20 protein-coding genes and 1 tRNA gene are annotated in these 24421 nt (G+C 47.7%); 16 read left to right on the forward strand and 5 right to left on the reverse strand.

Annotated features, from left to right (window positions below; translation table 11 throughout):
* The first annotated feature begins 198 nt into the window (after positions 1–198).
* The 6 genes from JIE71_RS01090 to alr all read left to right on the forward strand — a co-directional run bounded on the left by JIE71_RS01090 (position 199) and on the right by alr (position 8485).
* On the forward strand, positions 199–1278 hold the full coding sequence (locus JIE71_RS01090) for an ornithine cyclodeaminase (RefSeq protein ID WP_199506888.1): 1080 nt from the start codon (positions 199–201) through the stop codon (positions 1276–1278).
* A gap of 337 nt (positions 1279–1615) precedes the next feature.
* A complete protein-coding gene (gene nhaC, locus JIE71_RS01095; RefSeq protein WP_199506889.1) occupies positions 1616–3031 on the forward strand; it encodes a Na+/H+ antiporter NhaC in 1416 nt (471 codons plus the stop codon).
* 56 nt (positions 3032–3087) lie between these two features.
* Positions 3088–4164: an alanine/ornithine racemase family PLP-dependent enzyme gene (locus JIE71_RS01100; RefSeq protein WP_199506890.1), complete on the forward strand. Its 1077-nt coding sequence runs from the start codon at positions 3088–3090 to the stop codon at positions 4162–4164.
* A gap of 119 nt (positions 4165–4283) precedes the next feature.
* The gene (locus tag JIE71_RS01105; protein ID WP_199506891.1) at positions 4284–5246 is read left to right on the forward strand and encodes an arginase; all 963 of its coding nucleotides are present in this window, start codon (positions 4284–4286) and stop codon (positions 5244–5246) included.
* Positions 5247–5444: 198 nt separating this feature from the next.
* The gene (locus JIE71_RS01110) at positions 5445–6845 is read left to right on the forward strand and encodes a YjiH family protein (RefSeq protein ID WP_199506892.1); all 1401 of its coding nucleotides are present in this window, start codon (positions 5445–5447) and stop codon (positions 6843–6845) included.
* Between the two features lie 329 nt (positions 6846–7174).
* Positions 7175–8485, forward strand: coding sequence for an alanine racemase (gene alr, locus JIE71_RS01115; RefSeq protein WP_199506893.1), 1311 nt, complete (start codon positions 7175–7177; stop codon positions 8483–8485).
* A gap of 136 nt (positions 8486–8621) precedes the next feature.
* On the opposite strand, the gene gltX is transcribed toward alr, so the two are convergent.
* Positions 8622–10148 (reverse strand): glutamate--tRNA ligase, encoded by a 1527-nt coding sequence (gltX, locus tag JIE71_RS01120; RefSeq protein ID WP_416231994.1) that lies wholly within the window; start codon positions 10146–10148, stop codon positions 8622–8624.
* 263 nt (positions 10149–10411) lie between these two features.
* On the opposite strand from gltX, the gene rsmH reads away from it, so the two are divergent.
* The 8 genes from rsmH to JIE71_RS01155 all read left to right on the forward strand — a co-directional run bounded on the left by rsmH (position 10412) and on the right by JIE71_RS01155 (position 19648).
* Positions 10412–11422 carry a 16S rRNA (cytosine(1402)-N(4))-methyltransferase RsmH gene (rsmH, locus tag JIE71_RS01125; protein WP_416231995.1) on the forward strand — a complete coding sequence of 337 codons (1011 nt, stop codon included), beginning with the start codon at positions 10412–10414 and terminating at the stop codon, positions 11420–11422.
* 34 nt (positions 11423–11456) lie between these two features.
* Complete coding sequence (locus tag JIE71_RS12480; protein ID WP_266095939.1) at positions 11457–11579, forward strand: hypothetical protein; 123 nt, start codon at positions 11457–11459, stop codon at positions 11577–11579.
* A 37-nt stretch (positions 11580–11616) separates the two neighbouring features.
* On the forward strand, positions 11617–12090 hold the full coding sequence (locus tag JIE71_RS01130; RefSeq protein WP_199506895.1) for a cell division protein FtsL: 474 nt from the start codon (positions 11617–11619) through the stop codon (positions 12088–12090).
* Positions 12090–14174, forward strand: a complete 2085-nt coding sequence (locus JIE71_RS01135; RefSeq protein ID WP_199506896.1) for a peptidoglycan D,D-transpeptidase FtsI family protein — start codon at positions 12090–12092, stop codon at positions 14172–14174. The genes JIE71_RS01130 and JIE71_RS01135 overlap by 1 nt, the downstream gene beginning before the upstream one ends.
* A gap of 53 nt (positions 14175–14227) precedes the next feature.
* Positions 14228–15844 (forward strand): UDP-N-acetylmuramoyl-L-alanyl-D-glutamate--2,6-diaminopimelate ligase, encoded by a 1617-nt coding sequence (locus JIE71_RS01140; RefSeq protein WP_199506897.1) that lies wholly within the window; start codon positions 14228–14230, stop codon positions 15842–15844.
* 72 nt (positions 15845–15916) lie between these two features.
* Entirely contained in the window at positions 15917–17344 is a 1428-nt protein-coding gene (locus JIE71_RS01145) for a UDP-N-acetylmuramoyl-tripeptide--D-alanyl-D-alanine ligase (RefSeq protein WP_199506898.1), read from the forward strand.
* Positions 17345–17347: 3 nt separating this feature from the next.
* Positions 17348–18466 carry a phospho-N-acetylmuramoyl-pentapeptide-transferase gene (gene mraY / locus JIE71_RS01150; RefSeq protein ID WP_199506899.1) on the forward strand — a complete coding sequence of 373 codons (1119 nt, stop codon included), beginning with the start codon at positions 17348–17350 and terminating at the stop codon, positions 18464–18466.
* 255 nt (positions 18467–18721) lie between these two features.
* Positions 18722–19648, forward strand: a complete 927-nt coding sequence (locus JIE71_RS01155; RefSeq protein WP_228284486.1) for a putative RNA methyltransferase — start codon at positions 18722–18724, stop codon at positions 19646–19648.
* Between the two features lie 4 nt (positions 19649–19652).
* Here the strand turns inward: JIE71_RS01155 and JIE71_RS01160 are convergent, their stop codons facing one another.
* On the reverse strand, positions 19653–20435 hold the full coding sequence (locus JIE71_RS01160) for a YdcF family protein (protein ID WP_199506901.1): 783 nt from the start codon (positions 20433–20435) through the stop codon (positions 19653–19655).
* Positions 20436–20708: 273 nt separating this feature from the next.
* On the opposite strand from JIE71_RS01160, the gene JIE71_RS01165 reads away from it, so the two are divergent.
* Complete coding sequence (locus JIE71_RS01165) at positions 20709–21026, forward strand: hypothetical protein (protein ID WP_199506902.1); 318 nt, start codon at positions 20709–20711, stop codon at positions 21024–21026.
* 100 nt (positions 21027–21126) lie between these two features.
* Here the strand turns inward: JIE71_RS01165 and JIE71_RS01170 are convergent, their stop codons facing one another.
* The 3 genes from JIE71_RS01170 to JIE71_RS01180 all read right to left on the reverse strand — a co-directional run bounded on the left by JIE71_RS01170 (position 21127) and on the right by JIE71_RS01180 (position 23346).
* Positions 21127–21558 (reverse strand): hypothetical protein, encoded by a 432-nt coding sequence (locus JIE71_RS01170; RefSeq protein WP_199506903.1) that lies wholly within the window; start codon positions 21556–21558, stop codon positions 21127–21129.
* 315 nt (positions 21559–21873) lie between these two features.
* Positions 21874–22929, reverse strand: a complete 1056-nt coding sequence (locus tag JIE71_RS01175; RefSeq protein ID WP_199506904.1) for a thioredoxin fold domain-containing protein — start codon at positions 22927–22929, stop codon at positions 21874–21876.
* Positions 22930–23255: 326 nt separating this feature from the next.
* Positions 23256–23346 (reverse strand) — tRNA-Ser (locus JIE71_RS01180).
* Positions 23347–23530: 184 nt separating this feature from the next.
* Between JIE71_RS01180 and JIE71_RS01185 the strand changes: the two genes are divergently transcribed.
* Positions 23531–24421, forward strand: a complete 891-nt coding sequence (locus JIE71_RS01185) for a DNA/RNA non-specific endonuclease (RefSeq protein WP_228284487.1) — start codon at positions 23531–23533, stop codon at positions 24419–24421.

A 24421-nucleotide genomic window follows, 5' to 3' on the forward strand; every position in this document is an offset into this window, starting at 1 on the left:
CTTAAAAGTGGATAAAAGTTTATAAGTATACATATTGTAATACAATTGTTATCAAAATGACAAAAAAAGATGCTTATTTTACTAATTGTTGACATTTTAACTGGCATTTATAGTTGCTAGCATATTGTTTATGGATTCAATGAAAATTATTTATGAAACATCAGCTATTCATAGCTGCTATGAAAAGGAGTCAGACATATGTCTAAATTTATCGTTTCACAAAAAGAAGGTGTCCCATTCGTCAGTGTTGAAGCCATGGCTGCTTTGATTCGTGAGCATGGCATCGAGCAAACCATCACCGAACTGGTCGATGCTTTAGAAAAAGATTTTGCTCGTTGGGAGGACTTTGAAAAATCCAGTCGCTTTGCGTCACATTCAAAAGATGGTGTCATTGAACTGATGCCTGTCAGTGATGGTGAGATGTTCGCATGCAAATACGTTAATGGTCATCCCATCAATACCAAGCGCGATTTGCAAACCGTCGCAGCCTTTGGCGTCTTATCTGATGTCGATACAGGCTATCCGATTTTACTTACCGAAATGTGCATTTTGACCGCGCTGCGTACTGCGGCCACCTCGGCACTTGTTGCTAAACACTGCGCACAAAAAGACGCGCAAACACTGGCGCTCATCGGTAATGGCGCACAATGTGAGTTTCAGGCACTGGGTATGAAAGCCGTCATCGGTATCTCAAAAGTACGTCTATATGACGTGGATGCTGATGCTACCAAAAAAGTAGCAGACAACCTTGCTGATTCTGGCCTAGACATCACCATCTGCAACAGCGCAGAAGAAGCGGTTGAGGGTGCGGACATCATCACTACCTGTACGGCGGATAAGAAAAACGCCACCATTTTGCGCGATGACATGATCAAAAAAGGCGTGTATCTGAATGCTATTGGTGGTGACTGCCCAGGCAAAACCGAGCTGGACGCCGATATTTTACGCCGTGCTGATCATGTGGTTGTAGAGTTTGAACCACAAACACGTATCGAAGGTGACATTCAACAGCTCGACGCTGATTTCCCTGTGACCGAGTTTCACCATATCGTCAAAGGTGACAAAGCTATTCGCAGTACCGCTGATAACTTGGTCGTGTTCGATGGGGTGGGCTTTGCCTCAGAAGACTTTACCGCCCTAGTGTACTTGCGCGACCTGATTAAAGAAAAGCAGCGCTATGAATTGCTAGACCTCATCACGCAGCAACAAGACCCAAAAAACTTGTTTTCTGTGGTTAGTGGAACAACAAGCTCTCAAGAACTTCCTCTTTGTGGTTAGAGAAGTAGAGTAAGTGCAGGGCAGTGTTTTTTGTGACATGTCACACTTTATTGTTGTGACTCCCCGTTGTTTAGTGTCTCGCTTAAAGATGCGTTGAAATAGGAGTTTTTAACGTATCCCATGTAAATGAGGCACCGCTAAGTAAGCTTATTTTTTATTTTATTGAGTTAGGTGGGTGCAGTACTGATGCCCACCTATATTTGAGCCGATGTTTCACTGTGTAGGGTTGGGCAAACACAGTAGCTTGTATAACGCATATATGTGGCTTATTTTGCATTTATTGATTACTTGTTCAGGATGAAGCGGCTCATAAGCCAAAATATAGGGATTTATAGTAATGAATGTTGATAAAAACATACCTTTCTTTTGGGCAGTCTTGCCCATTATAGCGATGGTAGTTGCAATGTTGATCACCATCGTTGTCTTTGAAGGCGCACCGCATGTGCCCCTAGCCTTTGGTACTATAGTCGCATCATTAGTAGCATGGCGACAAGGTTTTGAATGGCAAGAGATTGAATCAAGTATCTACAAAGGTATACGTCTAGCATTACCCGCTATCGTGATCATCATTTTAGTCGGTCTAGCCATTGGTGCGTGGATGGGCGGTGGTGTAGTAGCGACGATGGTCTATTACGGTCTAAGCTTACTACGTCCCGATTTATTTTTAATCTCCATAACCTTAATGTGTGCAGTGGTATCTATAGCAATTGGTAGCTCATGGTCAACGATGGGTACGATAGGTATTGCAGGTATGGGTATTGGTGCAGGCATGGGTATTCCAGCAGGAATGATTGCAGGTGCGGTCATTAGCGGGGCTTATTTCGGTGATAAGATGTCACCATTATCAGACACGACTAACCTTGCCTCAGGCTTGACAGACACCGATCTATTTGTACATATCAAAAACATGTTTTATACCACTGTTCCAGGGCTGTTAATTGCTTTGGGCGTCTACTGGTATTTGGGTACAAGCTTTTCAGGAGCAGCAGAGCTGACCAATATTGCCAATACAATGACCGCTCTAGAACAAAGTTTTGTCATTTCACCTTGGTTACTGCTTGTACCTCTTATCGTTATTGTCATGGTTGCTAATAAAATTCCTGCGCTGCCAGCACTGACCTTTGGTATCTTTTTAGGTTTTTTATGCCAAATCTTTGTTCAAGGAGATACGACCGCCGTATCTATGAACACTTTACAAAACGGCTATGTCATTGAAACAGGCAACGACGTTATTGACACACTATTTAATCGCGGTGGTATTGACTCAATGATGTATACGGTGTCTATGACTATCGTAGCCATGACTTTTGGCGGTGTGCTCGAAAATACAGGCATGCTCAATTCCATTGTTAAAAAAATGGCAAGCCTGACCAAGTCTGCTAAAACACTCATTCCGACTACCATTGCTTCTTGCTTTATTACTAACGCTACGTGCTCTGAGCAGTACATATCTGTCGTTGTCCCTGCACGTATGTTCTCAAATGTCTATCGTGAGCGCGGGCTAGCCTCTAAAAACCTTTCTAGAGCCTTGGAAGATGGCGGCACACTCACTTCGGTTTTCATTCCTTGGAACACCTGTGGGGTATTTATCTTAGCGACTTTAGGTGTCGGTGTCGTAGAGTACGCTCCTTATGCTGTTCTCAATTTCACTGTACCTATTATTTCTATCTTATATGCGATTACAGGTTTTTCAATTGCCAAAATTAAGCCAGAAGAGCAATCGCTTGTTTCAGCAAGTAGTAAGCAATCGTAAAGCAGCGAGACTTATAAACAATAGCTTATGTACGTTGAAAATATGAGGTGATTGCGGTGAAAAAGTATCCAAGATTGCTGTGGAATGAAAAAAAGCTCCGTGCCAATGTGCGTTTTTTGAATAATTTGTTCAACTCTTATGAGAATCCTATCAAATGGATACCTGTGACCAAGGGTATCTGTGCTTACCCCGATATTATCCGCGTATTGATCGATGAAGGGGTATCAGAAATTGCTGATTCGAGAATAGAGAATATAAAAGTTATTAAAGAAGTGGCAGCATCGTGCAAGACACTGCTATTGCGCTTACCAAGTATTTATGAAGTACCTGAAGTGATTGAGCACGCAGATATTAGTTTGGTATCAGAAACTGAGACTTTATTAAAATTACAAGAGAGTGCCAAAGCAGTAGGCGTTAAGCACAGTATTATTTTAATGATAGAGCTGGGTGATTTACGCGAAGGTATATTACCTGATGATGTATTAGCAATGGGGCGTTTTATTTTGCAACAGGACCATCTGCAGTGGTTAGGAATTGGAACAAATTTGGCTTGTTACAGTGGTGTTTTACCTACACGCGAAAAAATGGAGCGCTTAGTTGAGATGAAGAGAAACATTGCTAATGAGTTGGAGCACGACCTCATGGTAGTTTCGGGGGGTAACTCCAGCACATTGTCACTGATGCTTGAACATGATTTGCCAAAAGGCATCAACCAGCTACGTTTAGGTGAGTCATTGTTGCTGGGTAACGACACAGCATCAGGACGTCCTATTTTAGGTATGCATAGCGATGTATTCAAGCTTGAAGCTGAAGTGATTGAGGTCAAGGTAAAGTCATCAATGCCGCAAGGTAAACAAGGTAAAAATGCGTTTGGTCATAGCGTTGTACTTGAAGACCTTGGTCAACATAGTCGCGCTATTGTTGCCATTGGCAGGCAAGACGTTGTTATAGAGGACATTGAGCCGATAGATGAGCGCATAAGAATTCTTGGAGGCAGTAGTGATCATATGATTTTGGATGTGCAAGAGGTTGATATCAAAGTGGGTGATATTGTGGCATTTAGTATTCGTTACTCATCCTTATTACAGGCAATGACCTCGCCTTATATCCGAAAAGAAAAGCTTATTACTTAGTAATGCTAGAAAATTACACAGTATAACTTTGAGTATTTACAGCTGTGTCTTTTTGAATACTAAGACATTTATTTTAACACGTTAAATGATACAAAAATCTATTCATTAAGGAGAAAGCCATGAATGATCTCGCTAAAAACGTACGCATCGTCGAAGTGTATTCAGACGTCGCAGGACATAAAAAAGGGGCGTCACTCGGTATCGATGCCTTGCGCGATTCATCAAAAGCCATCAACGCTGAGTACTATGAAACGCTGCAATTTGACCGTATCAAAAACGACTATATCGAAGAAGGCGGCGAGTCACGCTTTAAACACGCCAAATACGCTGACGTGATTGAGCCTGTCATCTCAAAGCTTGCACACAAAATCAAAGACATTCGAGACGAAAAAAAGTTTCCTATCGTCATTGCAGGTGACCATTCTAGCTGCGCAGGCACGATGCATGGTCTAAAAATGGCGCATCCTGATGCCGAAATCGGCGTGATCTATATCGACGCGCATGCTGATATCCATTCGCCCTATACCAGTGGTTCAGGCAATATGCACGGCATGCCGCTCGCGATGGCGTGCGCGATTGACAATCTAGAATCTCAGCGCAATGAGCTGTCTGATGAAGAAAAGGAATATTGGGAGCGCTTAAAACATATGGTCTCTGATGAGCCGTCTATTAAGCCTGAAAATATTGTCTTCTGTGCGGTGCGCGATTATCAGCAAGAAGAAATGGACTTAATCAAGCGCCATAAAATCCCGCTATACAGCGTGGCGGAAATTACTAAAAAAGGCATCAGCGCGACGGTCGAAGAAATCTTTAAAAAGCTCGAATACTGCGACCATATCTACGTGTCGTTCGATGTGGACAGCGTTGACCCCTTGTATGTGCCAGGCACAGGAACGCCTGCGCGTAACGGACTGTCATACGAGCAAGCCATGCAGCTCAACATTGAGCTGATTAAAAACGAGAAAGTGTGCTGCTGGGAGATGGCAGAAATCAACCCGCTGTACAACAACTCACAAGACGACTCAGACCGCATTTTTAAGATTTTAGAAAGAGTCACGCAGTCTTTGTTAAACCACTATTAACACACGTCTTAAATATAGGGATATAGGGTATTTATAGTCAGTACGATACAAAGAGAGATGGCATTTAATGGTGTAAATGCGTTAAAGTGTGTCCTTTTTTATTTAGCCCTGACTATAACATGAGTTAAAACGCCAGCACGGCGCGTTTACCCACAACGCGCCTTACTGGTTAAAGGCAGACAGGGAGTCGAAGGTAACATGGATATCAAAACTCATGCGTCAGATAAAACGCTTAGCAGTAATAGCATTGGCAAGTTTTTAAGGTTCTTTATCCCCTCGATGTTGGGGCTTTTCATTTTTGTTTTTCCCATTCCGTATATCGATGGCAAGTTCGTTAGCTATGCTGACGGCTTTACCATTCCCATCGCTGTGCTCAAAGACATTATCCAAGGCTATTTGCATGACTTTTTGCCGCTTTTGGTGGTCATCTCCATCATGACGACATTGGTCGGTAGCTTATATACCAAAATTTTCAAACCTGATTTTATTGTGAATAACCGTTTTTTAAACAATTTGCTCAATGTCAAAACCTCGTGGCTGATGCTGCGTATATTGGGTGCATTTTTTGCGGTAGCGACGTATTTTCAATACGGCTCTGAGATGATTTACTCGGACAGTATTGGTGGTTTGGTACTGTATGAGCTGATGCCGATTTTGTTTATCGTGTTTTTCTTAGCGGGTTTGCTGCTGCCGTTGCTGCTTGATTTTGGCCTGTTAGAATTCGTCGGTGTGCTATTGAGTAAAGTCATGCGCCCTTTGTTTGGCTTGCCAGGACGCTCATCGGTGGATTGTCTCGCGTCATGGCTTGGTGATGGTACGATTGGCGTGCTGCTGACCGACAAGCAGTTACAAAGTGGCTTTTATACCAAGCGCGAAGCGGCGATTATTGCTACCAGCTTTTCGGCAGTGTCGGTGACGTTTTGTTTGGTGGTCATCTCGCAGGTCAAGTTAGAGAGCTACTTTCTCAATATGATTGGTGTGGTCGCGCTGTGCGGTATCGTTTGCGCGCTTGTCGTGCCCAAGCTGTTTCCGTTATCGAGAATTGCTGATACTTATATTGTCGATAATAACGATGCTAACAGCGAAGCGATTCCTGAAGGTAAAAAGCTGTTCAACCATAGCTTAGATATGGCGGTCGAAAAGGCTGAGAAAAGCCCAAGTGTCGGCACGTTTTTAAGCGATGGGCTAAAAAATATCTTAGATATGTGGATTGGCATTTTGCCTGTCGTGATGGCCATCGGTACGCTTGGTTTGATTGTTGCAGAAAAGACGCCTGTTTTTGATTATTTGGGCATGCCGTTTATCCCGTTTTTAGAATTGCTGAACATTCCATTTGCCCAAGAGATGTCCAAGACCATTATGGTTGGCTTTGCTGATATGTTCTTGCCTGCGATTATTGGCTCATCGATTGAGTCGGAGCTGACGCGCTTTGTGATTGCTTGCTTGTCAGTATCGCAGCTGATTTATATGTCAGAGGTGGGTGGGCTGATTTTGGGTACAAAAATCCCTGTAAGCTTTTTTCAATTACTGATCATCTTTTTGTTAAGAACGCTGATTTCCTTACCGATTATTGCCTTGTGCGCGCATATGATTTTCTAAATGGGATTTTCTAAAAAATGGATGCATTAGGTCTGAGCAAAAAACCAGCAGTAAAATCTAGCTATAGTTAAGTCTAAATAAAAGAGATACAGGACAGTACATTTGTTTGATTCAACGCTATTTTTCTTGCTTGCAGTGACTACGTCTTTTGATGCTGCGAAAAATAACGTTGAATCTCCTTATATCGATTTTGTAGTGAACTGACTATATCAATAAAAATACGTTACCTTTGAATTTATAACCACTGCGTTAAGCTAGATAAATGGTATGATAACTTTTGTTTTTATCAGTTAGCCAGTTAATTTATTAATCAGTAATCAAGGATGATGATGACCACATTGAATATTAAACCCCGTTTTTTATCGCTTGCCATTGCCGCAGTTGCTTACGGGGTAAGTGTGCCTTTCACTTTTGCCCACGCCGCACCAGCGTTAACTTATACTGGCGACTCTCCACAGACCAATACCCATCATATCTATAATTCCCACAATACTCGCGCGCTTAATATCAACAATGCCAATGCTTGGCTTGAGGTGGACGCTGACGCTTATGGCGACAACATTGAGGCCATGCGTCATCACTTAAATGGGCAGGCTGAGATTTGTGCCATATTAAAGGCAGATGCTTATGGGTTTGGTATTAACAACTTAATGCCCACTGTCATACAGCACAATGTGCCGTGTATCGGCATTTCCAGTAATGAAGAGATTCGCATTGCTCGCAGCCATGGCTATAAAGGGCGCATCATGCGTGTGCGCGCTGCTACCAATGCTGAAATTGAAGACGCTATGCAATATGGCGTTGAAGAGTTAATTGGCAGTCTAGAACAAGCAAAAATTGTCAATGAGCTTGCTAAAAAGGCCAGTAAAAACATTAAGTTTCATATGGCGTTAAACGCTGGCGGCATGGATCGTAACGGTATTGATCTTAGCATTAACCGTTTGCAGCAAGATGCTATCGCGATAACCAAGATGAGTAACCTTGACATTGTTGGCATTATGACTCACTTTCCCGAAGAAGATCGCGAAGATGTGCTAAAAGGGCTAACAACTTTTAAACAGCAAACCGATTGGCTGATAAAAGCCGCTAATTTAGATAGAAATGATTTGACAATTCACGCCGCCAACTCGTTTGTGTCATTAAATGTGCCAGAGGGCTGGTTTGATATGGTGCGCCCAGGGGCGATATTATTTGGCGAGCCATATTTTGAGCGTAAAGATTTTAAATTTATCATGAGTTTTAAAAGCCGAGTTGCAAGCGTTAATTATTACCCCAAAGGCTCAACGGTTGGCTATGACCGCACTTATAAATTAACACGCGACAGCTATTTAGCAAACTTGCCATTTGGTTATTCTGATGGCTATCGCCGTACCTTTACCAATAAAGGGCACGTGCTCATCAATGGTCATAAAGTACCAGTGGTAGGCAAAATATCAATGAATACCACGATGGTGGATGTAACCGATTACCCAGATATTAAATCGGGCGATGAAGTGGTCATATTTGGTAAACAAGGCAATGTGGAGGTGACTCAAAACGAGGTGGAAGACATTGTAGATACCTTATTTACCGAAATATATGCCAATTGGGGCAATGCCAATCCTAAATTTTTAAAAACACCCACAGCAACCATGCCTTAAGCTTTAATTAGGGTAGGTCAGCTAATATAACCGTTTATGAAACATAAACGATACTGCCTTCATATATCAAAAAAGGGATTCTGCCACTGCAAAATCCCTTTTTTATTACACTTACTTAGATAATATGTCTTATCGATTACTCAGCCGCCAAAAAATCAGGCAGCTCTGCCGCTTGTTTCTCTAGCTTTTTCAGTTTTTTCTTGCCGAGACCGCCAAGCACGTCAACCGCGTGACGCAAGCGGGTCAAGGTCATGTCCGCGCCGATGATGGCCATGGAGTTCATGACAGGCGTCGATGAGGTGCTGCCCGCGATGGCGATAAAGAACGGCGCCATAAAGTCGCGCATCTTGATATCGAGCGCGCCCGCCAAGCCTTTTAGCGTGGTGTAGATGTTGTGCTCTGACCAAACAGGCAAGGTCTCCAGCTGCCAAAGTGCCAGCTGTAGCAGCTCGGTGATTTGCTCAGGGGTCAGTGATTTGTGCGCAAAGTCTTCGCTGGTAATCTCAGGCAGATTTTGGAAATAAAAACCGCCCCAGTTGACCGCGTCAGAGAGCAGCTCGATACGTGGCTGAATCGCCGCCGCGATGGCAGTCAGCTTGTCACTGTCGCTCGCCCAATCGAGGATTTTTTGCTTGAGCACTTCAGGAGGCAATTCGCGCAGCCATTCAGCGTTTAACCAGCTGAGCTTTTGCGTGTCAAAGATAGGTCCGCCGAGCGAGACGCGCTGCACGTCAAAGCTGTCAATCATTTCTTCTAAGGTGAACTTTTCGGCTTCATCGGGCAGTGAGTAGCCCATACGACCTAGGTAGTTGAGTAGCGCTTCTGGCAATACGCCTGCATCACGATAGTAGGTGATGGAGGTGGGGTTTTTGCGCTTAGACAGTTTTGATTTGTCAGGGTTGCGCAGTAGCGGCATGTGGCAGAGGGTCGGCATTTCCCAGCCAAAGTAGTCATATAGCAGCTGATGCTTGGGCGCCGAGTTGAGCCATTCTTCACCGCGCAATACGTGGGTAATTTCCATCAAATGGTCATCGACGACGTTGGCAAGGTGATAGGTGGGCAGGCCGTCGGTTTTTAAGAGAACCTGCATATCAACTTGCGCCCATGGAATCTCAACCGTGCCGCGCAGCATGTCGTGGACTTTACAGATGCCTTCAGACGGTACGCGCATACGGATGACGTAGGGTTTGCCCTCAGCGACGAGTTTGTCTGATTCTTCGCGTGACAAGTCAGCATAGCGTCCGTCATAGCGCGGGGTTTCGCCATTTGCCATTTGAGCGGCGCGCATCGCGTCCAATTCTTCAGGTGTGCAAAAACAGCGGAAGGCGTGACCTGCGTCCAATAGTTGCTCGGCGTACTGTTTATAAATGTCAGCGCGCTCGCTTTGCCGGTATGGCGCGTGTGGTCCGCCGATGTCTGGACCTTCGCTCCAATCCAAGCCAACCCAGCGTAGCGCGTCCAAAATCATCTGTTCTGATTGCGCGGTGGAGCGCGTTTGGTCGGTGTCCTCAATACGCAAAATAAACTCGCCGCCATGTGATTTGGCAAAGGCTAAGTTAAATAGGGCGATATACGCGGTGCCGACGTGCGGAAAGCCTGTGGGGGAGGGGGCAATACGGGTGCGAACAGGGCGCTGGGTGGTCGTTTCTGTGGTCTGTGTCATCATGGTCTCACGTCATGTTTTTTTGGGTGAAAGAAAATCAAACTCAAGAATCTGCCTAGTATAGCAGGGATAGGCAATATTTTTGTCGAAAACACCAGTTGCCGCTTGACTACAGGCTTATCCTTGCGATAATAAGACGAGAATAAATGATAACTTGTTTATTTCTCTCCGATTATTGACCGTTTCGGTCATCACTTACTGAGTAGCTTGTGTCCCCATTCAATGCCGACGCCCATTCTGCCCCTACCGCTGACAATACCGCTATGCCCGCAACTGATATGCCAACCTCAAAAGACACTGTAATGCCACCTGAATTCATACACGATACTGTCCTGCTGCATGAGACGGTTGCCGCTGTTTTGGGCAAAAAATCCTTGCCAAAGACGCCCGATGCCGTACGCAGCAGCGGGGTGTTTATTGATGCGACCTTTGGTCGTGGCGGGCACAGCCGCTTATTACTCGAGCACTTAGCAGATGATGCGACATTGATTGTGTTTGATAAAGACCCTGAGGCAATTGCCGTTGCCGAGGCGCTGGCGCGTACCGATGCGCGTGTGCGTATCGTACATGACAGCTTTGCCAGCATGACGGACAGCCTAAAAGCATTGGGCATCGAAAAAGTTGATGGCATTATGGCGGATTTAGGCGTATCGTCGCCGCAGCTCGATGATGGCAGTCGCGGTTTTAGCTTTATGCGTGATGGCGCGGTGGACATGCGTATGGACACCAGTCGCGGTGAGCCTGTTTCCGCGTGGCTTGAGCGTGTCGATGCCGATACCTTAGCCGATGTGCTGTACGAATTTGGCGAAGAACGGCACAGTCGCCGTATTGCGCGTGCGATTAAGGCGATGGACAGTTATGATTCGACTTTGGCACTGGCAGCGGTGATTAAAGAGGCGCATCCGAATTGGCAAAAGGGCAAACACCCTGCGACGCAAAGCTTTCAAGCGCTGCGTATTTTTATTAATAATGAGCTTGGTGATGTCGATGACTTTTTGGCACAGAGTATCGGCGTGCTTGCCGAAGGCGGACAGTTGGCGGTGATCAGCTTTCATTCATTAGAAGATCGCCGTATTAAGCAGTTTTTGCAGCGTCACAGTAAAGGACAATACCCTGAAGACCAAGCGCTGCCAATGCCGCCAAAACGTCCGCGTTATTTTAATAAACCGTTTCGCGTTGCGCCGAGCAGCAGCGAAGTGAAAGGCAATCCGCGCGCCCGCAGTGCGTGGTTACGTGGGGCGATGCGTAGCGCCACCGAGTACGTGCCAGAGTAAGGCTGGGTACAATGCACAGCGCAGGTGACGCAGCGTGGGTGATACAACACCAACGCGACTGTTAAAAAGCGGTAAGTATCGACTGGTAGGCTCGCCGATTGGTTGCCTACTGTCACCGATATTCGGTGATAGTGGCGCAAGTATGGGCTGGGTTTGATTTATCTTTTGTATTTGGGTTCATTTTTGAGATCGTCATGGCAATATCTGGCAAACCGAACAACCGTCACCGCGCAACTGCACCATCGTCTACTGATGTCGGTGAGATTTTCGTTCAACGCTTTCATGTGGTGCGTATCTATGCCGTCATCATGTTGGTGCTTGCGGTCTTCATTATTTGGACAGGCATCAAGACGGCAGAGTCGGTGCAGCAGTATCATCAAGATTATAAAAGCTTGCAAGATATGAAAAAGCAAGAGCGCAAACTACAAATCGAGCGCCAGCGTCTGTTGATTGAGCAGCAAACCTTCAGCGCCACCCCGCAAATTGCAGGTCGCGCTGTGGCAGAGCTTGGCATGTACAGCCCCACTTTAAAAGACAAACTCATCATCCAACCTGGCGCGCCTGTGCGTCCTCTCGTGCCTGAGACTGCCATCGAATCTGATGATCCCGAAGCCGAAAAGCCTGAGACCATTGGCAATACTGATTTGACTGAAGCAGAGGGCGCATAATGAGCGATAAGCAAGATAAAAAACCGAACAACAAAGGCACCAGTAAATCATCCAGCGCCCGCGTCACCAAACCACTACGTCGTCCAAGTCGCAAAAAGGCGGATGATAAAAAACACGACACCCAAGGCAACAAGTCGCGCTCGGGTAAGCTGGGTCGTTTGGGCAAGAATAAAAACAAAGCAGATGGCGCGTATAGCAGTGTCAAAAATCCAAAAAAAGGCGTATTTAACAAACCCTCAGGGGCGTCCTCACGTGGCGGTGTCGAAACCGACAAGAACCGCTTTCGTACCGTTTGGGGCTTGGCACTCGTCGCGCTGGTTGCCTTGATTTGTCGCGCCTTTTATTTGCAGGTAGCCAATGCGCAGTTTTATCAAGACAAGGGCGATGAGCTGATCACCAGCGTGCGCATGCAAAAATCCTATCGCGGTATGATTACCGACCGCAATAACCAACCACTCGCGGTCAGTGCGCCGCTTGCGACCGTGTCCTTTAGTCCGCACGATTATGCGCGCGAATATTATGAGCTAAATCGTATTATCGTAGCGAACCCTGACAGTCCAAAAATGCAGGCAAGAATGCAAAAGCGCTTGGATGAAATGGACTTAAACCGTTTGGCGGCAGCGGCCAATGTGCCTGTGGCTGATTTGCAAAAGGCTGTCGCGTTACGCAGTGATATCGACTATACCGACGAAGACGCGGTAAAAGCGGCGCTGCCTTCAGGTGCAGGCTCGCATTATTTCCCGCTACTGACCAAAGTTACCCCCGAGATTGCCCAAAGCGTCAGCTCGCTGGACTTTGTGGGTGTATATGAAAAGAATTTCTTTCAGCGCTACTACCCGCAGCCGCAGCCAAACGCACAGCTGCTCGGCTTTATGGGGCAAAATGCCAGCGACCCTGAAGGCGGCTATGTCGGTCGTGCGGGCATTGAACGTCAGTATGAATCAACGCTGTCGGGCGAAGACGGCAAAGTCTTGGTATTAAAAGACGCCAAACAAAACAGCCTAAAAGAACTCAAACAAATCAAGCCTGAAGTGGCGGGTCAAGACATTGCCTTAACCATCGATTCACGCTTGCAATATATTTTATATAAAGAATTGGAGGAAGCGGGGCGCTTGCATGAAGCGCGCTGGGCGACGGGTATGGTCGTTGATGTGCAAACGGGTGAAGTGCTCGCGCTCTCAACGTGGCCGTCGTTTAACTCGAACAACTTAAACGAGATGACGGGCGAAAACCAGCGTAACCGTGCGCTGCTTGACGTGTTTGAGCCAGGCTCCGTTATGAAACCTTTTACGGTCGCTGCGGCGCTCGACTCAGGACTCTATAGCCCAACCTCTTTGATTGATACCAACCCAGGCTATATCCGCGTCAAGGGCTATACCATCCGCGACCACACTAACTATGGCATTATTAACTTTAGTACCTTACTACAAAAATCAAGTAACGTCGCCTCGACCAAAATTGCACTGTCATTGCCGCCTGATGGCATCAGTAAAATGCAAAAAGAATTTGGCTTTGGTAAAAAGACCGCGCTGAAATTCCCAGGCGAAGGCGTAGGTATTGTCGCGACCCCCAAAGAAAAAGAAACCTCGCGCCGTGCGACCATCAGTTATGGTTATGGCCTACAGGTAACGCTCGCGCAAATCGCACAGGCGTACTCTACCCTTGCAGCAGGCGGTGTTGAGCATCCTTTAACCTTGGTCAAAGATGATGACAAGCTGCCAGAAAGTCGCCGCATCATGGCGCACGACAAAGCCATGTCACTGGTCAATATGCTAGAAACCGTCACCGAACCAGGGGGCACAGCGACCGCTGCTGCCATTGATGGCTACCGCGTAGCAGGTAAAACAGGGACGGCGCGCCGTATCAACCCTGAGGGCGGCTATTATACCAATCAATACCGCAATACCTTTGCAGGTATAGTGCCTGCCTCCAATCCGCGTTTGGCGGGTGTCATATTGGTTGAAGACCCACGCGGCCTACATTATGCTGGCTTGACCGCAGCGCCTATCTTTCATAATGTCATGAAAGAGGCCTTGCGTCTGTACAACGTACCGCTCGATAAACCCTTAAAAACCAAAGATTAACATCGCGTCAGCCGTGTTTTATGACACGGCTGTTTTTATGATTGCCATAGGATATGCCCATGACCGCAGATGCCCCCGCCTCCCTTGTTTCTTTGCAGCAGCTTTACGATAGCAGCAGTGACCCGCGAGTATTATCTCTATTGGCAGCATTACAAGAGGCGGCAGGCAGTGATGGCTGGATGGCGCTAAAAGATATCGGTTTTTACGATTTTGGTTTAGACAGTCGCCAGATTGAGACAGGCACCGTGTTTGTCGCCCTAAAAAGCCAAACCCAGCAAGACGATAACAAAAGCTTTGGCTATTTGCAGCAAGCTGCGCAAACGGCCGCCTTTATCCTCACTGAAACCCTACCGACGGGAGCATTTGCCAATGAGGCCGATGCCTTGCAAGCGCTAGACACGCTGCCGTGTCCTGTATTGTATGTACCGAGCATTCGCACAGGATTGGGCAGTTTGATTCAGGCGCATTTACAAGCGAAACACGCGGTCACGCTGCCGCGCGTGGTCGCGGTGACAGGCACCAATGGCAAAACGACAGTGAGCCAACTGATTGCCCAACTGATGGCATTGTCGGGCAGTAGTAGCACGGTGATGGGTACGGCGGGCAATGGACGCTTGGGCGCATTGACGCAGGCCAGTCACACCACAGGCGATGCGCGTGCGGTGCAGCAGTTCTTATACAACATGGGCGAGGAGGGCGCGGACATTTTGGCGCTGGAAGCCAGCTCGCATGGACTTGACCAATCGCGCTTGCAAGGCGTGCCTGTCCAAGTGGCGGTCTATACCAATCTGAGCCGCGACCATTTGGACTACCATAGCGATATGGATGACTACGCGCGCGCCAAAGCGAAGCTGTTTGACCGCAGTCACTTTCCGACATTGACCCATGCCATTATCAATAGTGATGATGACTACAGCTCTGTCATGCAGGCGCAAGCGCAGGCAGGCGACGTGACGGTATGGACATATAGTCTCACTGACAGTGGGGCTGATTTTTATATTGAGTCTATGACACCAAGCCTCGACGGCGTACAGTTGCGCATTTACAGCCCCTTTGGCGTCTTGCGTGTACACAGTCCGTTATTGGGCAAATTTAATGTGGCAAATTTGGTCGCCGCATTGGCAGCGGCGGCGGCATTGGGCGCGGATATTGATGCGTTAAGTGACCAGCTTGAAAAGTTAAAAGGTGCGACAGGACGCATGCAGCGCGTCGCCTCAAAAGACGGCTGCTTTATCGTTGATTATGCGCACACGCCCGATGCCTTAACCCAAGTGCTTGCCAGCCTAAAAACGCATTGTGAGGGCAAACTGTGGGCGGTGTTTGGCTGCGGTGGCGACCGCGACACAGGCAAGCGTCCCTTAATGGCGCAAGCGGGACTCAGTGGCGCAGACTGTGTGATTTTGACCGCCGACAATCCGCGCAGCGAAGACCCGCAAGCAATTTTGGCAGACATGCAGGTCGGTATGAGTGAGGCGCAATATCAGCGCACCCATATCGAGCCTGACCGTGCGCACGCCATTGAATACGCCATTCGCCATGCTGGCACGGACGATATCGTGGTCATCGCGGGCAAAGGTCACGAAACCTATCAAGAAATCTGCGGCGTGCGCCACGACTTTGACGACAGTCAGGTAGTGATGCAAGCGCTAAAACGCTTTGAGCGCGTTTAATCACATATTATTCAAACACCGCCTACGGTAAATCACGATAATAGACAGACTAAGAAACACAAGGTACCTTTTATGAAAGCGGACAACAATCTACTACAGTCGCAAGGGCTGTACGTCTGGCAGGCCGATAACCTGCAAGACGCCACAGCATCCTTGGATAGCCATTGGCAAACGAGCGACAGCGCGCAGCTGACGCACTTGACCAGCAACCGTATCGCCACCGACACCCGTACCATCAATACGGGTGATATCTTTTTGGCATTAAGCGGCGATAACTTTGACGGTCATGATTACATCAATGTCGCCGCGTCAAAAGGCGCGGTCGCCGCCATTGTCTCGCGTCCTGTGTCCAGTAGTATTCCGCAGCTGGTGGTGACCGATACTCGCCTTGCCCTTGGGCAACTGGGCGCGTATCGTCGCAGCCAGCATCCGAATTTAACCGTCATTGCCATTACAGGCTCGAGCGGCAAAACCACGTGTAAAGAAATGCTGGGCAGTATCTTTGGGCGCTTAGCACCGACGCTCATCACGCGTGGCAATCTGAACAACGACTTGGGCGTGCCCATGATGCTGCTTGAGATATCTGACCATCATCGCTATGCGATCATGGAGCTGGGCGCCAACCATATCGGCGAGATTGCCTATACCACAGAGATGGTACGTCCTGATGTGGCTTGTATTTTAAATATCGGCACCGCGCATTTGGGTGAGTTTGGCAGCCGTGAAGGCATCTGCCAAACCAAGGCAGAGATTTATCATACCTTAAGTGACACGCAAGTGGCTGTTGTCCCCGATAAGGACGACTTTACCAATCAGCTGCGCCGTATTGCTGAAAAATATACCGACCGCGTGATTGGCTTTGGTAGCACCGATGTCAGCGCCAGTCACTTAGATGTAGAGCCTGAGCGTAGTGAGTTTAAGCTACACATCGGCAGTCAGGTCAAAGACATTCAATTGCCACTGGCAGGCGAGCACAATGTCAATAATGCATTAGCGGCTGCGGCCTGTGCTTATGCGCTTAACATTGATGTTGACGACATTGTGACGGGACTTGAGAATGCGCGTCCTGCCAAAGGTCGTCTGAACACGCAAATGCTTGGCAACCACCGCTTGATTGATGATACCTATAATGCCAATCCGCATTCGGTACGTGCGGCAGCAAAAGTGTTAGCAGCGCAGACAGGCACGCAAGTTATGGTCTTAGGCGATATTGCCGAACTTGGCGAAGCGGCGGTCAGTGAGCACCAAAGCCTTGGACGCACGATTGCAGCGCTTGGTATTGATGTGCTTTTATGCGTCGGTCAATATGCCAAATATAGCGTTATGGGCGCCAAAGAAGTCGGCAACATTGATGCACACGCGTTTGCAGACAAAGACAGCTTGCTTAAGCATTTGCAGCAGCAGCTACAGGCGCAGCAAACCGAGCCTGCTACGGTACTGTTCAAAGGGTCGCGCTCAATGGCGATGGAAACCCTCATTGATGCGCTAATAAAGGAGTAAGCGGTGTTAGTTTGGTTGTTTGGCTGGCTTGGTCAGTATTATACGCCGTTTTCTGCGGTGTCATCTTTAACATTACGGGCGCTGCTTGCGGTCGTCACCGCGCTTGGCTTTAGTATGGTCTTTGGCCGCCCTGTGATTAATCATTTGCGCGAGCTGAAATATGGACAGGCCATCCGTAACGATGGGCCTCAGTCGCACTTGTCAAAGACAGGCACGCCGACGATGGGTGGGGTGCTTATCTTGAGTGCCATTGGTGTTTCCACCTTATTGTGGGCGCGTCTGAACAATCCTTATGTCTGGATTCTTCTTGTCGTGATGGTCATCTTTGGCGCGGTCGGCTGGGCGGATGATTGGCTCAAGATTAAGTATAAAAACCCCACAGGTCTGGTTGCGCGCAAAAAGTACTTTTGGCTGTCGGTCGGCGCCCTGTTCGTCGGCGCCTCGCTGTATTACATTGCCACCCAGCAAGCAGACATGGTGACCACTAAAGAGATGCAGGACTTGTTGTTTCCTGTGTTTAAAAACTGGATGATTCCATTTTCGGCGATTCCGTTTGGCATTGGTTTTATTATCTTTACCTACTTTGTCATTAATGGCGCGTCCAACGCGGTCAACCTCACCGACGGCTTGGACGGCTTGGCGATTTTGCCAGTCGTATTGGTCGCCGCAGGTCTGGGCGTGATGTCGTATGTCTCAGGCGATGTGCGCTTTGCCGATTATTTGCATGTGCCGTATATCGCGTACAACTCCGAGGTGACCATTGTCTGCGGCGCGATGATTGGCGCAGGCTTGGGCTTTTTATGGTTTAACGCGCACCCCGCGCAGGTCTTTATGGGTGACGTGGGCGCATTGGCATTGGGCGCGATGCTCGGTACGATTGCAGTCATGACCCGTCAAGAGATTGCCTTTGCCATCATGGGCGGCCTGTTCGTTGCTGAAGCCTTGTCAGTTATGCTGCAGGTCGGCTCGTACAAACTGCGTAAAAAACGCGTGTTTCGTATGGCGCCCTTGCACCACCATTTCGAAGAAATTGGCTGGAAAGAAACCCAAGTGGTGGCGCGTTTTTGGATTATCGCCATCTTACTTGTGGTTTTGGGTTTGATGACCTTAAAGCTGCGCTAAGCCATCATCAATGTATTAACAACCATCCTTATCGAGGGTGGTTTTTTTATGCATGTTGTTAAAGGTTTTGTTAGGATGCAGTCGCGTTTAAATAACATTGCTATGACATAATCAAGCCAGTCGATTAAAGGCTATATTGAATAAGTATAAGACAAGCAGCGCTGCCTAAAGTGGGCAGATTTTGCTAAGATGCGGGTGTCTGACGGTTGCTGTCTTTTCACCGTATGTTTACCTTTTTTACTTTTGAGGCGAGTTATGTTTGTCTGTCCCTTGTGCCCATCGCCCTTAACGACTGATGCCAAAACGTGGCGCTGCGATGGTAGCGGCAACGCCAAAGGCACGCGCCATCCGTTTGATGTGGCGCGTCAAGGCTACGTCAACCTGCTGCCTGTACAACAAAAAAAGTCCAAAGCCCCAGGCGATAGCGAAGCCTCGATTGCTGCGCGTCAGCGGTTCTTGGCAGCGGGACATTATGCGCCCTTGCAAACCCTGATTTGTAATGCGCTAAAAAATTTGCATGTGAAAGATGGGAGTAATACAAGCATCAACGGCAGCTGGCTGGATATCGGCTGCGGGGAAGGGTACTACACCCAAGCGATTGCTCAGACGCTGGCGCAGACAGCTATAGCAAGCAGCCTTATTGGGCTGGACATCAGCAAACCTGCGGTCAGCACCTTTGCTAAAGCCGCCAAACAAACCCAACACCTTTGGTATCAAGTGGGTACAACCAACGCGCATTTGCCCATTTATCCGCTGGTGGCAAGCGCTGCGCATTTGCCTTTGCAGGCGGGCAGTGCGGTCGGCATCAGCAGTATTTTTAGCCCAATTTTGCCTGAAGTGTTTACCAAGGTATTAGCGGACAATGGCTATTTATTGATTGCCAAGCCCGATCACGGTCATTTAAGTGAAATGCGCGCCGCCTTATTCGATGACGTGCGCGAGCATGATTCAGACAAGTTTTTACCCAGCCTCACACCTTTTTTTGAGCTGATCGACACCCAGCATATCAGCGCGCCGCTGTCGTTGTCGGCGGCAGATTTGGCGGATTTAATGACCATGACGCCGTACGCCTACCGCGCACATGGGGCAAAGCGTGCGGCATTGCTAGCGCGTACTGCGGATACGCCATTTGTCACCGAAGCGAAGTTTGTCTTATACCTTTTACAAAAAAAGGCCGCTTAACCGTTTAATATTCGTTTAGCAGCCAACCACTAATAAAGGCAAAATACTCACGAAACCACGCGTTGTAACGGATAGATAACGGCGTCTCGCTCGCCACCGTCACCGTATTGCTAAAGCCCTGATGCCGTGCAATCGCAGCGGCGCGCACGGTATGAAAATCATTGGTCACAATGGCAATCGGCGCGTCTTTATCAATGCCATGCTCAGCAAGTAGCGGCGCACTGTAAGATAAATTGGTCTCGGTACTGGTACTTTTGCCCTCAATCAAAAGTCGCTCATGCGCGATGTGATGCGTATCTACCAGATAGCGCGCCATGACCTCGCCTTCGCTTTGGCTGCGCCCAAAGCCCAGTCCGCCACTGGTCACTACCCAAGCCGCTGGCTGCTGCTTTGCTAAGCCTGCTGCGGCGTCCAAGCGCGCAATGAGTGCTGCGCTGGGTTTGCCATCGACCGTGCCTGTACCGAGTACAATCATTGCATCAATGGGCGGTTGCGTGCCGCGACTCGCGTCAATACGCTGCTGCAATATCACAGCAAACACTATAAAGCTGATGAGCCATAGCCCAAATACGCCCCATGATGCCTGCCAGATGCGTCGAAGCGCTCGATTACGCGACAAAATCGTGCGAATCTTTGACCAGCCTAATCCATGAGCGACAAAAATGACGCCAATCAAAAACGGCAGCAGCGTCCCAAAATTAAACTTGTCTGCCGTCATCAGTGTCAAACACTGAAGCACAATCACCGCTCCAATGACGGTGAATAAAATACGCAGTAACGTAACCATACCCTCTCTTTTTTATTATCAAGTGCTTATTATCAAGAAACCGTTATTCATCGCTATAAAGCTACGCCAGTGACCCAAACGTAACCAATGACACGCGCTGCTATATATGCAAGCAACAATCGCAACCTTTCTTTAGTTTTCATAAGCCTACTTAATATTGCCATCCCATACTATAGGTGTTGTTGATAGGCATCAGCCGCAACCACCGCTAAACGTGATTGCAGCACAGGTCTATATCATTACTGTTTAATGTGGATTTAATAGGAAATACTTATGAAAAAAATAATTCTTGCCTCAATCTTAGCCGCGACTACTTGCTTTACCATGACTACCCAAGCCAATGCCGCGCCAAACAACCCCCATCACGTAGAAGAGCAGCAGCACAACAAAAAGGTTGAGCCAAAGAAAAAACAAGTCCAGCATAAAGCTGAGGCTAAAAAAAAACCAGCTCAACCCAAAGCAGCACCAAAAAAAGCGCAACCTCACAAAGTAACGCCAAAAAAAGCAGCCCCAAAGCCCGTACCACAACAGAAAAAAGTAGAACCAAAGCATGACCAGCAGCCCTCTAAGCCATTCGATGAGCGTCGCTAGTCAGACGGTATACAGTTTCTAATCTCCCAAAAACGGCATCTGTTATAGATGCCGTTTTTGTATAAGTAAAGAGTGTGTCAAAGAGTAGGCAGTCTTCAAACTAACGGATACGGCTCTGCGTTGGTGCGTCATCCATCTCAATGATTTCGATGTCCACATGGTCGTCATAGACATCAACGCTCAATAAAGGATTATTATCAATAATGGCTCGCTTGGCATAGGTAGGAATACTGCCCGCGCTCAAAAAGCGCTGCATCGTCGCGCGGGCATTTTTGTCTGCAAACGCGCAATCGCGCTCATCTTCGCTGTTAGTATAGGCAGAATAGACATAAAAGTTTGCACGGTCTTGGCGTAAAATATTGGCAACTGCGGTATTGGTATAGCCATTACCCAGATACTTACCTTGAGAGTTGTATTTGTCTTCTTCAGAAATGCGTGCCGTGTAATTGCACAAGTAATTGCTGGCAAGAGCGCTCGTGGTGGTGGCAACAAGAGCAGCAGCGATTGTCAATGCGCGAAAATAAAAAATCATAGTGGGGGGTCTATATCATAAATTTGGCAAACAATATTAAGGTATTCTTGATGAAAAACCAAACTAAAAGTTGTCAGATTCTTTTTATAAAAGTACTTTATGTTCTGAAAATAGATATTCCATTTACATTTTAGATAGCGGTGCAGTGTTACCGCCACTATAGTAAATCCCAAATAAAACTGATATAGCATCATAAACACACTCGATTAAATACTATTTTCCTTGCTTGCTGTGACTTCGTCTCCAGAGGCTGCGAAAAATAGTCTTTAATCTCTTTGTATCATTTTTAAATTGACTTGACTATACCAAAATATCCTAATCCACACCCAAGAACTCTAAAAATTCAGGACGCGCAAAGTTGGCTTGATACAGTACGCCATCGGCGCGGTAAATAGCGGGTGTCGCCATGATGGCCAAGCCAGCGGCGATAGTGCGATTGGGTGTAATGTTATCTGCATCACAACTGGCAGTCGCTGGTGGCATTGCGCCTAACAGCATGGCTTTATCAAACGCTTGGCGTCGACGTTTTGCATCGCCTTGGCACCAAATACTGCGCATCTGTTCTGGCGACTGCTCATAAATGGGGTAGCCTATCACATTGACCGTCACGCCTTTCGCGTTGAGCGTGGGTATCTGCTGATGAAACTGACGGCAATACGGACAGTTGACATCGTCAGCGACATAGATTACCGCCTTTTCGCGACTCGTTGCAGGATATTGAATCAGCTCCTTCGTATCGAGCGCCGCCAATACCGCTTGGTTTTTGCGCTGCTCAAACGTGGTATCAAGACCCATAAATCGACCGTTTTTAATGACCGATATCTCACTGTCGGTAATAAACTGCGCATCATCAGAGATTAAAAAGGGCACACCCTCTAACGTGGCGCCCCAAATCACACCGGGTACTGCCGTATAAAAAAACGGCGTTTGATCACTGATATGCTTAAGGGCGCTGGTGTTGGCAACTAAGGCGGATTTGACCGCTGGGCTGACGGGTTGACCAAGCTGTGAGGATTGACTGCGTGACGCAGGTTTGCCTACGGCTTGTTGGCTGGGGTTTTTCTGTAGTGCGCCTTGAATCACATATTTACCGTCTTTGGTGATATGTAGTGGAGGCTGTCCTACCAAATTGACTTGATACATATTGGGTAAGCCAGAGGGGACAATCGAGGTGATGTTGGCTTTGATACCCGCCTGCGTGAGCACTTGACGTAAGTGACTGTCCGTGACTTGGCTGACGGCGGCACTATTTTGCGTACTTTGCATTGTGTTTTGATGGGCAGTCGGCAAGTCGTTAGACTGCGCGCACGCCGTAGTCGCTACAGACGCCATACCCATCAGGCAGGCAAATTTAAGGGTAGATACACGCACAACAATCATCCTATATAGACCAAAAAATAAACAGCAAAAGGTTTAATAGAATTAATAATATTATATAAAATAATATATTAATTAAGATGATATAGAGTGTAGCATGAAGTAAAATTCTTATAGCGTGTAAGCGGCTACTTTTGCAAAGTGACTACGCTAAGACTACGGTATTTTAAGATAAAGGCAACACGATCTGTTCAGTGATATGATCAAGGTTATGACTGATTAGACATTATCAGAGGACAATGGACAAAATCGATAATATGGTATGAGTAGAAACCTTCTAAATAAGAAGATTTAAAAAGTCGGACAGCTTTTTTTAAGTTTGGCGGTGAAGGAGGGATTCGAACCCTCGATACGCTATTAACGTATACACACTTTCCAGGCGTGCGCTTTCGACCACTCAGCCACTTCACCCGCGCATATATCAGCGATAGAGATAGGCAGGACGCCTGCGCTGATTTAAGACGAACTAGTATAGCCGATGCGCGTGCTAAAGTCACCACCCGCGTGCCGCGTTTTTCATATCGCGTCAAGCTTTTCTTATCCCAGCGACACTGCTACGATAGCGCTATGCCTTTTGATTGCGATGCTTGCACTTATGATTCATGCCTTAACCGACCGCCCTTATCGCCTATTGCTCGCCAGTTTTAGCTTACTGTGCATAAGCATGCTGCCCGCTCATGCCGAGGGGTTTAGCGACTGTAGCGAGACTTTTTATAGCGGTATTTATCCTGAATTTACCAATACCAAGCTGGCGGCAGACACCCAGCCCTTATGCTTTGATGGTTTTGCGGTCATGTATTCGGCGCGCAGTCGCACGCCTTTGTGGTCAGCTGAACACTTGACCCGCGCGCGTATCGCGCAAGCCAAAACCATCGACCGCCAAGACAGCTTTCATGAAGAGAGCCGCCTGCCGCGCTCCGCCCGCGCAAGCTTGAGCGATTATTCAGGCTCAGGCTACGACCGTGGGCATCTGGCGCCCAATGGCGACATGGCGACCCGCAGCCAGCAGTACGACAGCTTTAGCCTTGCCAATATCGCGCCGCAGTCGCCGCGCAACAACCGCTATATTTGGCGCAATTTAGAGGAGGCGACCCGCGACCTTGCCGAGCAATACGGCGAGGTGTATACCGTTACAGGCGTGGCGTTTTTAAATGCGCAAGTGACCCAGCTTGATAAGCGCGTGCTCGTGCCCAGCCACTTTTACAAAGTGGTATACATTCCCACGCTAGACAGCGCAGGCGTGTATTACGCACCCAATGATGAGTCCGAGCGCGTGGAGGTGATTAGCCTTGATGACTTAGAGTCGCGTATTGGCGTCGATGTGCTGCCAGTATTGGCAGGGGCGCGCCGTGATGAGGCATTAGATTTGCCATTAAAGGCGGGGGAGCCGATGGGCGCACCGACCACAGAGAGTAGCGAGACGCCAAGCTGGATGCTTTTTGTCGCCGCCTTGTTAAAATGGCTGATTCATCAGCTCAGTGCTTAA

Origin of the sequence: Psychrobacter sp. bablab_jr014 (genome assembly GCF_016464015.1) — a bacterium.
Classification (GTDB): domain Bacteria; phylum Pseudomonadota; class Gammaproteobacteria; order Pseudomonadales; family Moraxellaceae; genus Psychrobacter.

Coding starts and splice junctions, on each gene's coding strand:
- JIE71_RS01090 (WP_199506888.1), top strand. CDS start 199: ATGTCTAAATTTATCGTTTCACAAAAAGAAGGTGTCCCATTCGTCAGT.
- nhaC (WP_199506889.1), top strand. CDS start 1,616: ATGAATGTTGATAAAAACATACCTTTCTTTTGGGCAGTCTTGCCCATT.
- JIE71_RS01105 (WP_199506891.1), top strand. CDS start 4,284: ATGAATGATCTCGCTAAAAACGTACGCATCGTCGAAGTGTATTCAGAC.
- JIE71_RS01110 (WP_199506892.1), top strand. CDS start 5,445: ATGGATATCAAAACTCATGCGTCAGATAAAACGCTTAGCAGTAATAGC.
- alr (WP_199506893.1), top strand. CDS start 7,175: ATGACCACATTGAATATTAAACCCCGTTTTTTATCGCTTGCCATTGCC.
- gltX (WP_416231994.1), bottom strand. CDS start 10,148: ATGACACAGACCACAGAAACGACCACCCAGCGCCCTGTTCGCACCCGT.
- rsmH (WP_416231995.1), top strand. CDS start 10,412: ATGCCCGCAACTGATATGCCAACCTCAAAAGACACTGTAATGCCACCT.
- JIE71_RS01130 (WP_199506895.1), top strand. CDS start 11,617: ATGGCAATATCTGGCAAACCGAACAACCGTCACCGCGCAACTGCACCA.
- JIE71_RS01135 (WP_199506896.1), top strand. CDS start 12,090: ATGAGCGATAAGCAAGATAAAAAACCGAACAACAAAGGCACCAGTAAA.
- JIE71_RS01140 (WP_199506897.1), top strand. CDS start 14,228: ATGCCCATGACCGCAGATGCCCCCGCCTCCCTTGTTTCTTTGCAGCAG.
- JIE71_RS01145 (WP_199506898.1), top strand. CDS start 15,917: ATGAAAGCGGACAACAATCTACTACAGTCGCAAGGGCTGTACGTCTGG.
- JIE71_RS01155 (WP_228284486.1), top strand. CDS start 18,722: ATGTTTGTCTGTCCCTTGTGCCCATCGCCCTTAACGACTGATGCCAAA.
- JIE71_RS01160 (WP_199506901.1), bottom strand. CDS start 20,435: ATGGTTACGTTACTGCGTATTTTATTCACCGTCATTGGAGCGGTGATT.
- JIE71_RS01165 (WP_199506902.1), top strand. CDS start 20,709: ATGAAAAAAATAATTCTTGCCTCAATCTTAGCCGCGACTACTTGCTTT.
- JIE71_RS01170 (WP_199506903.1), bottom strand. CDS start 21,558: ATGATTTTTTATTTTCGCGCATTGACAATCGCTGCTGCTCTTGTTGCC.
- JIE71_RS01185 (WP_228284487.1), top strand. CDS start 23,531: ATGATTCATGCCTTAACCGACCGCCCTTATCGCCTATTGCTCGCCAGT.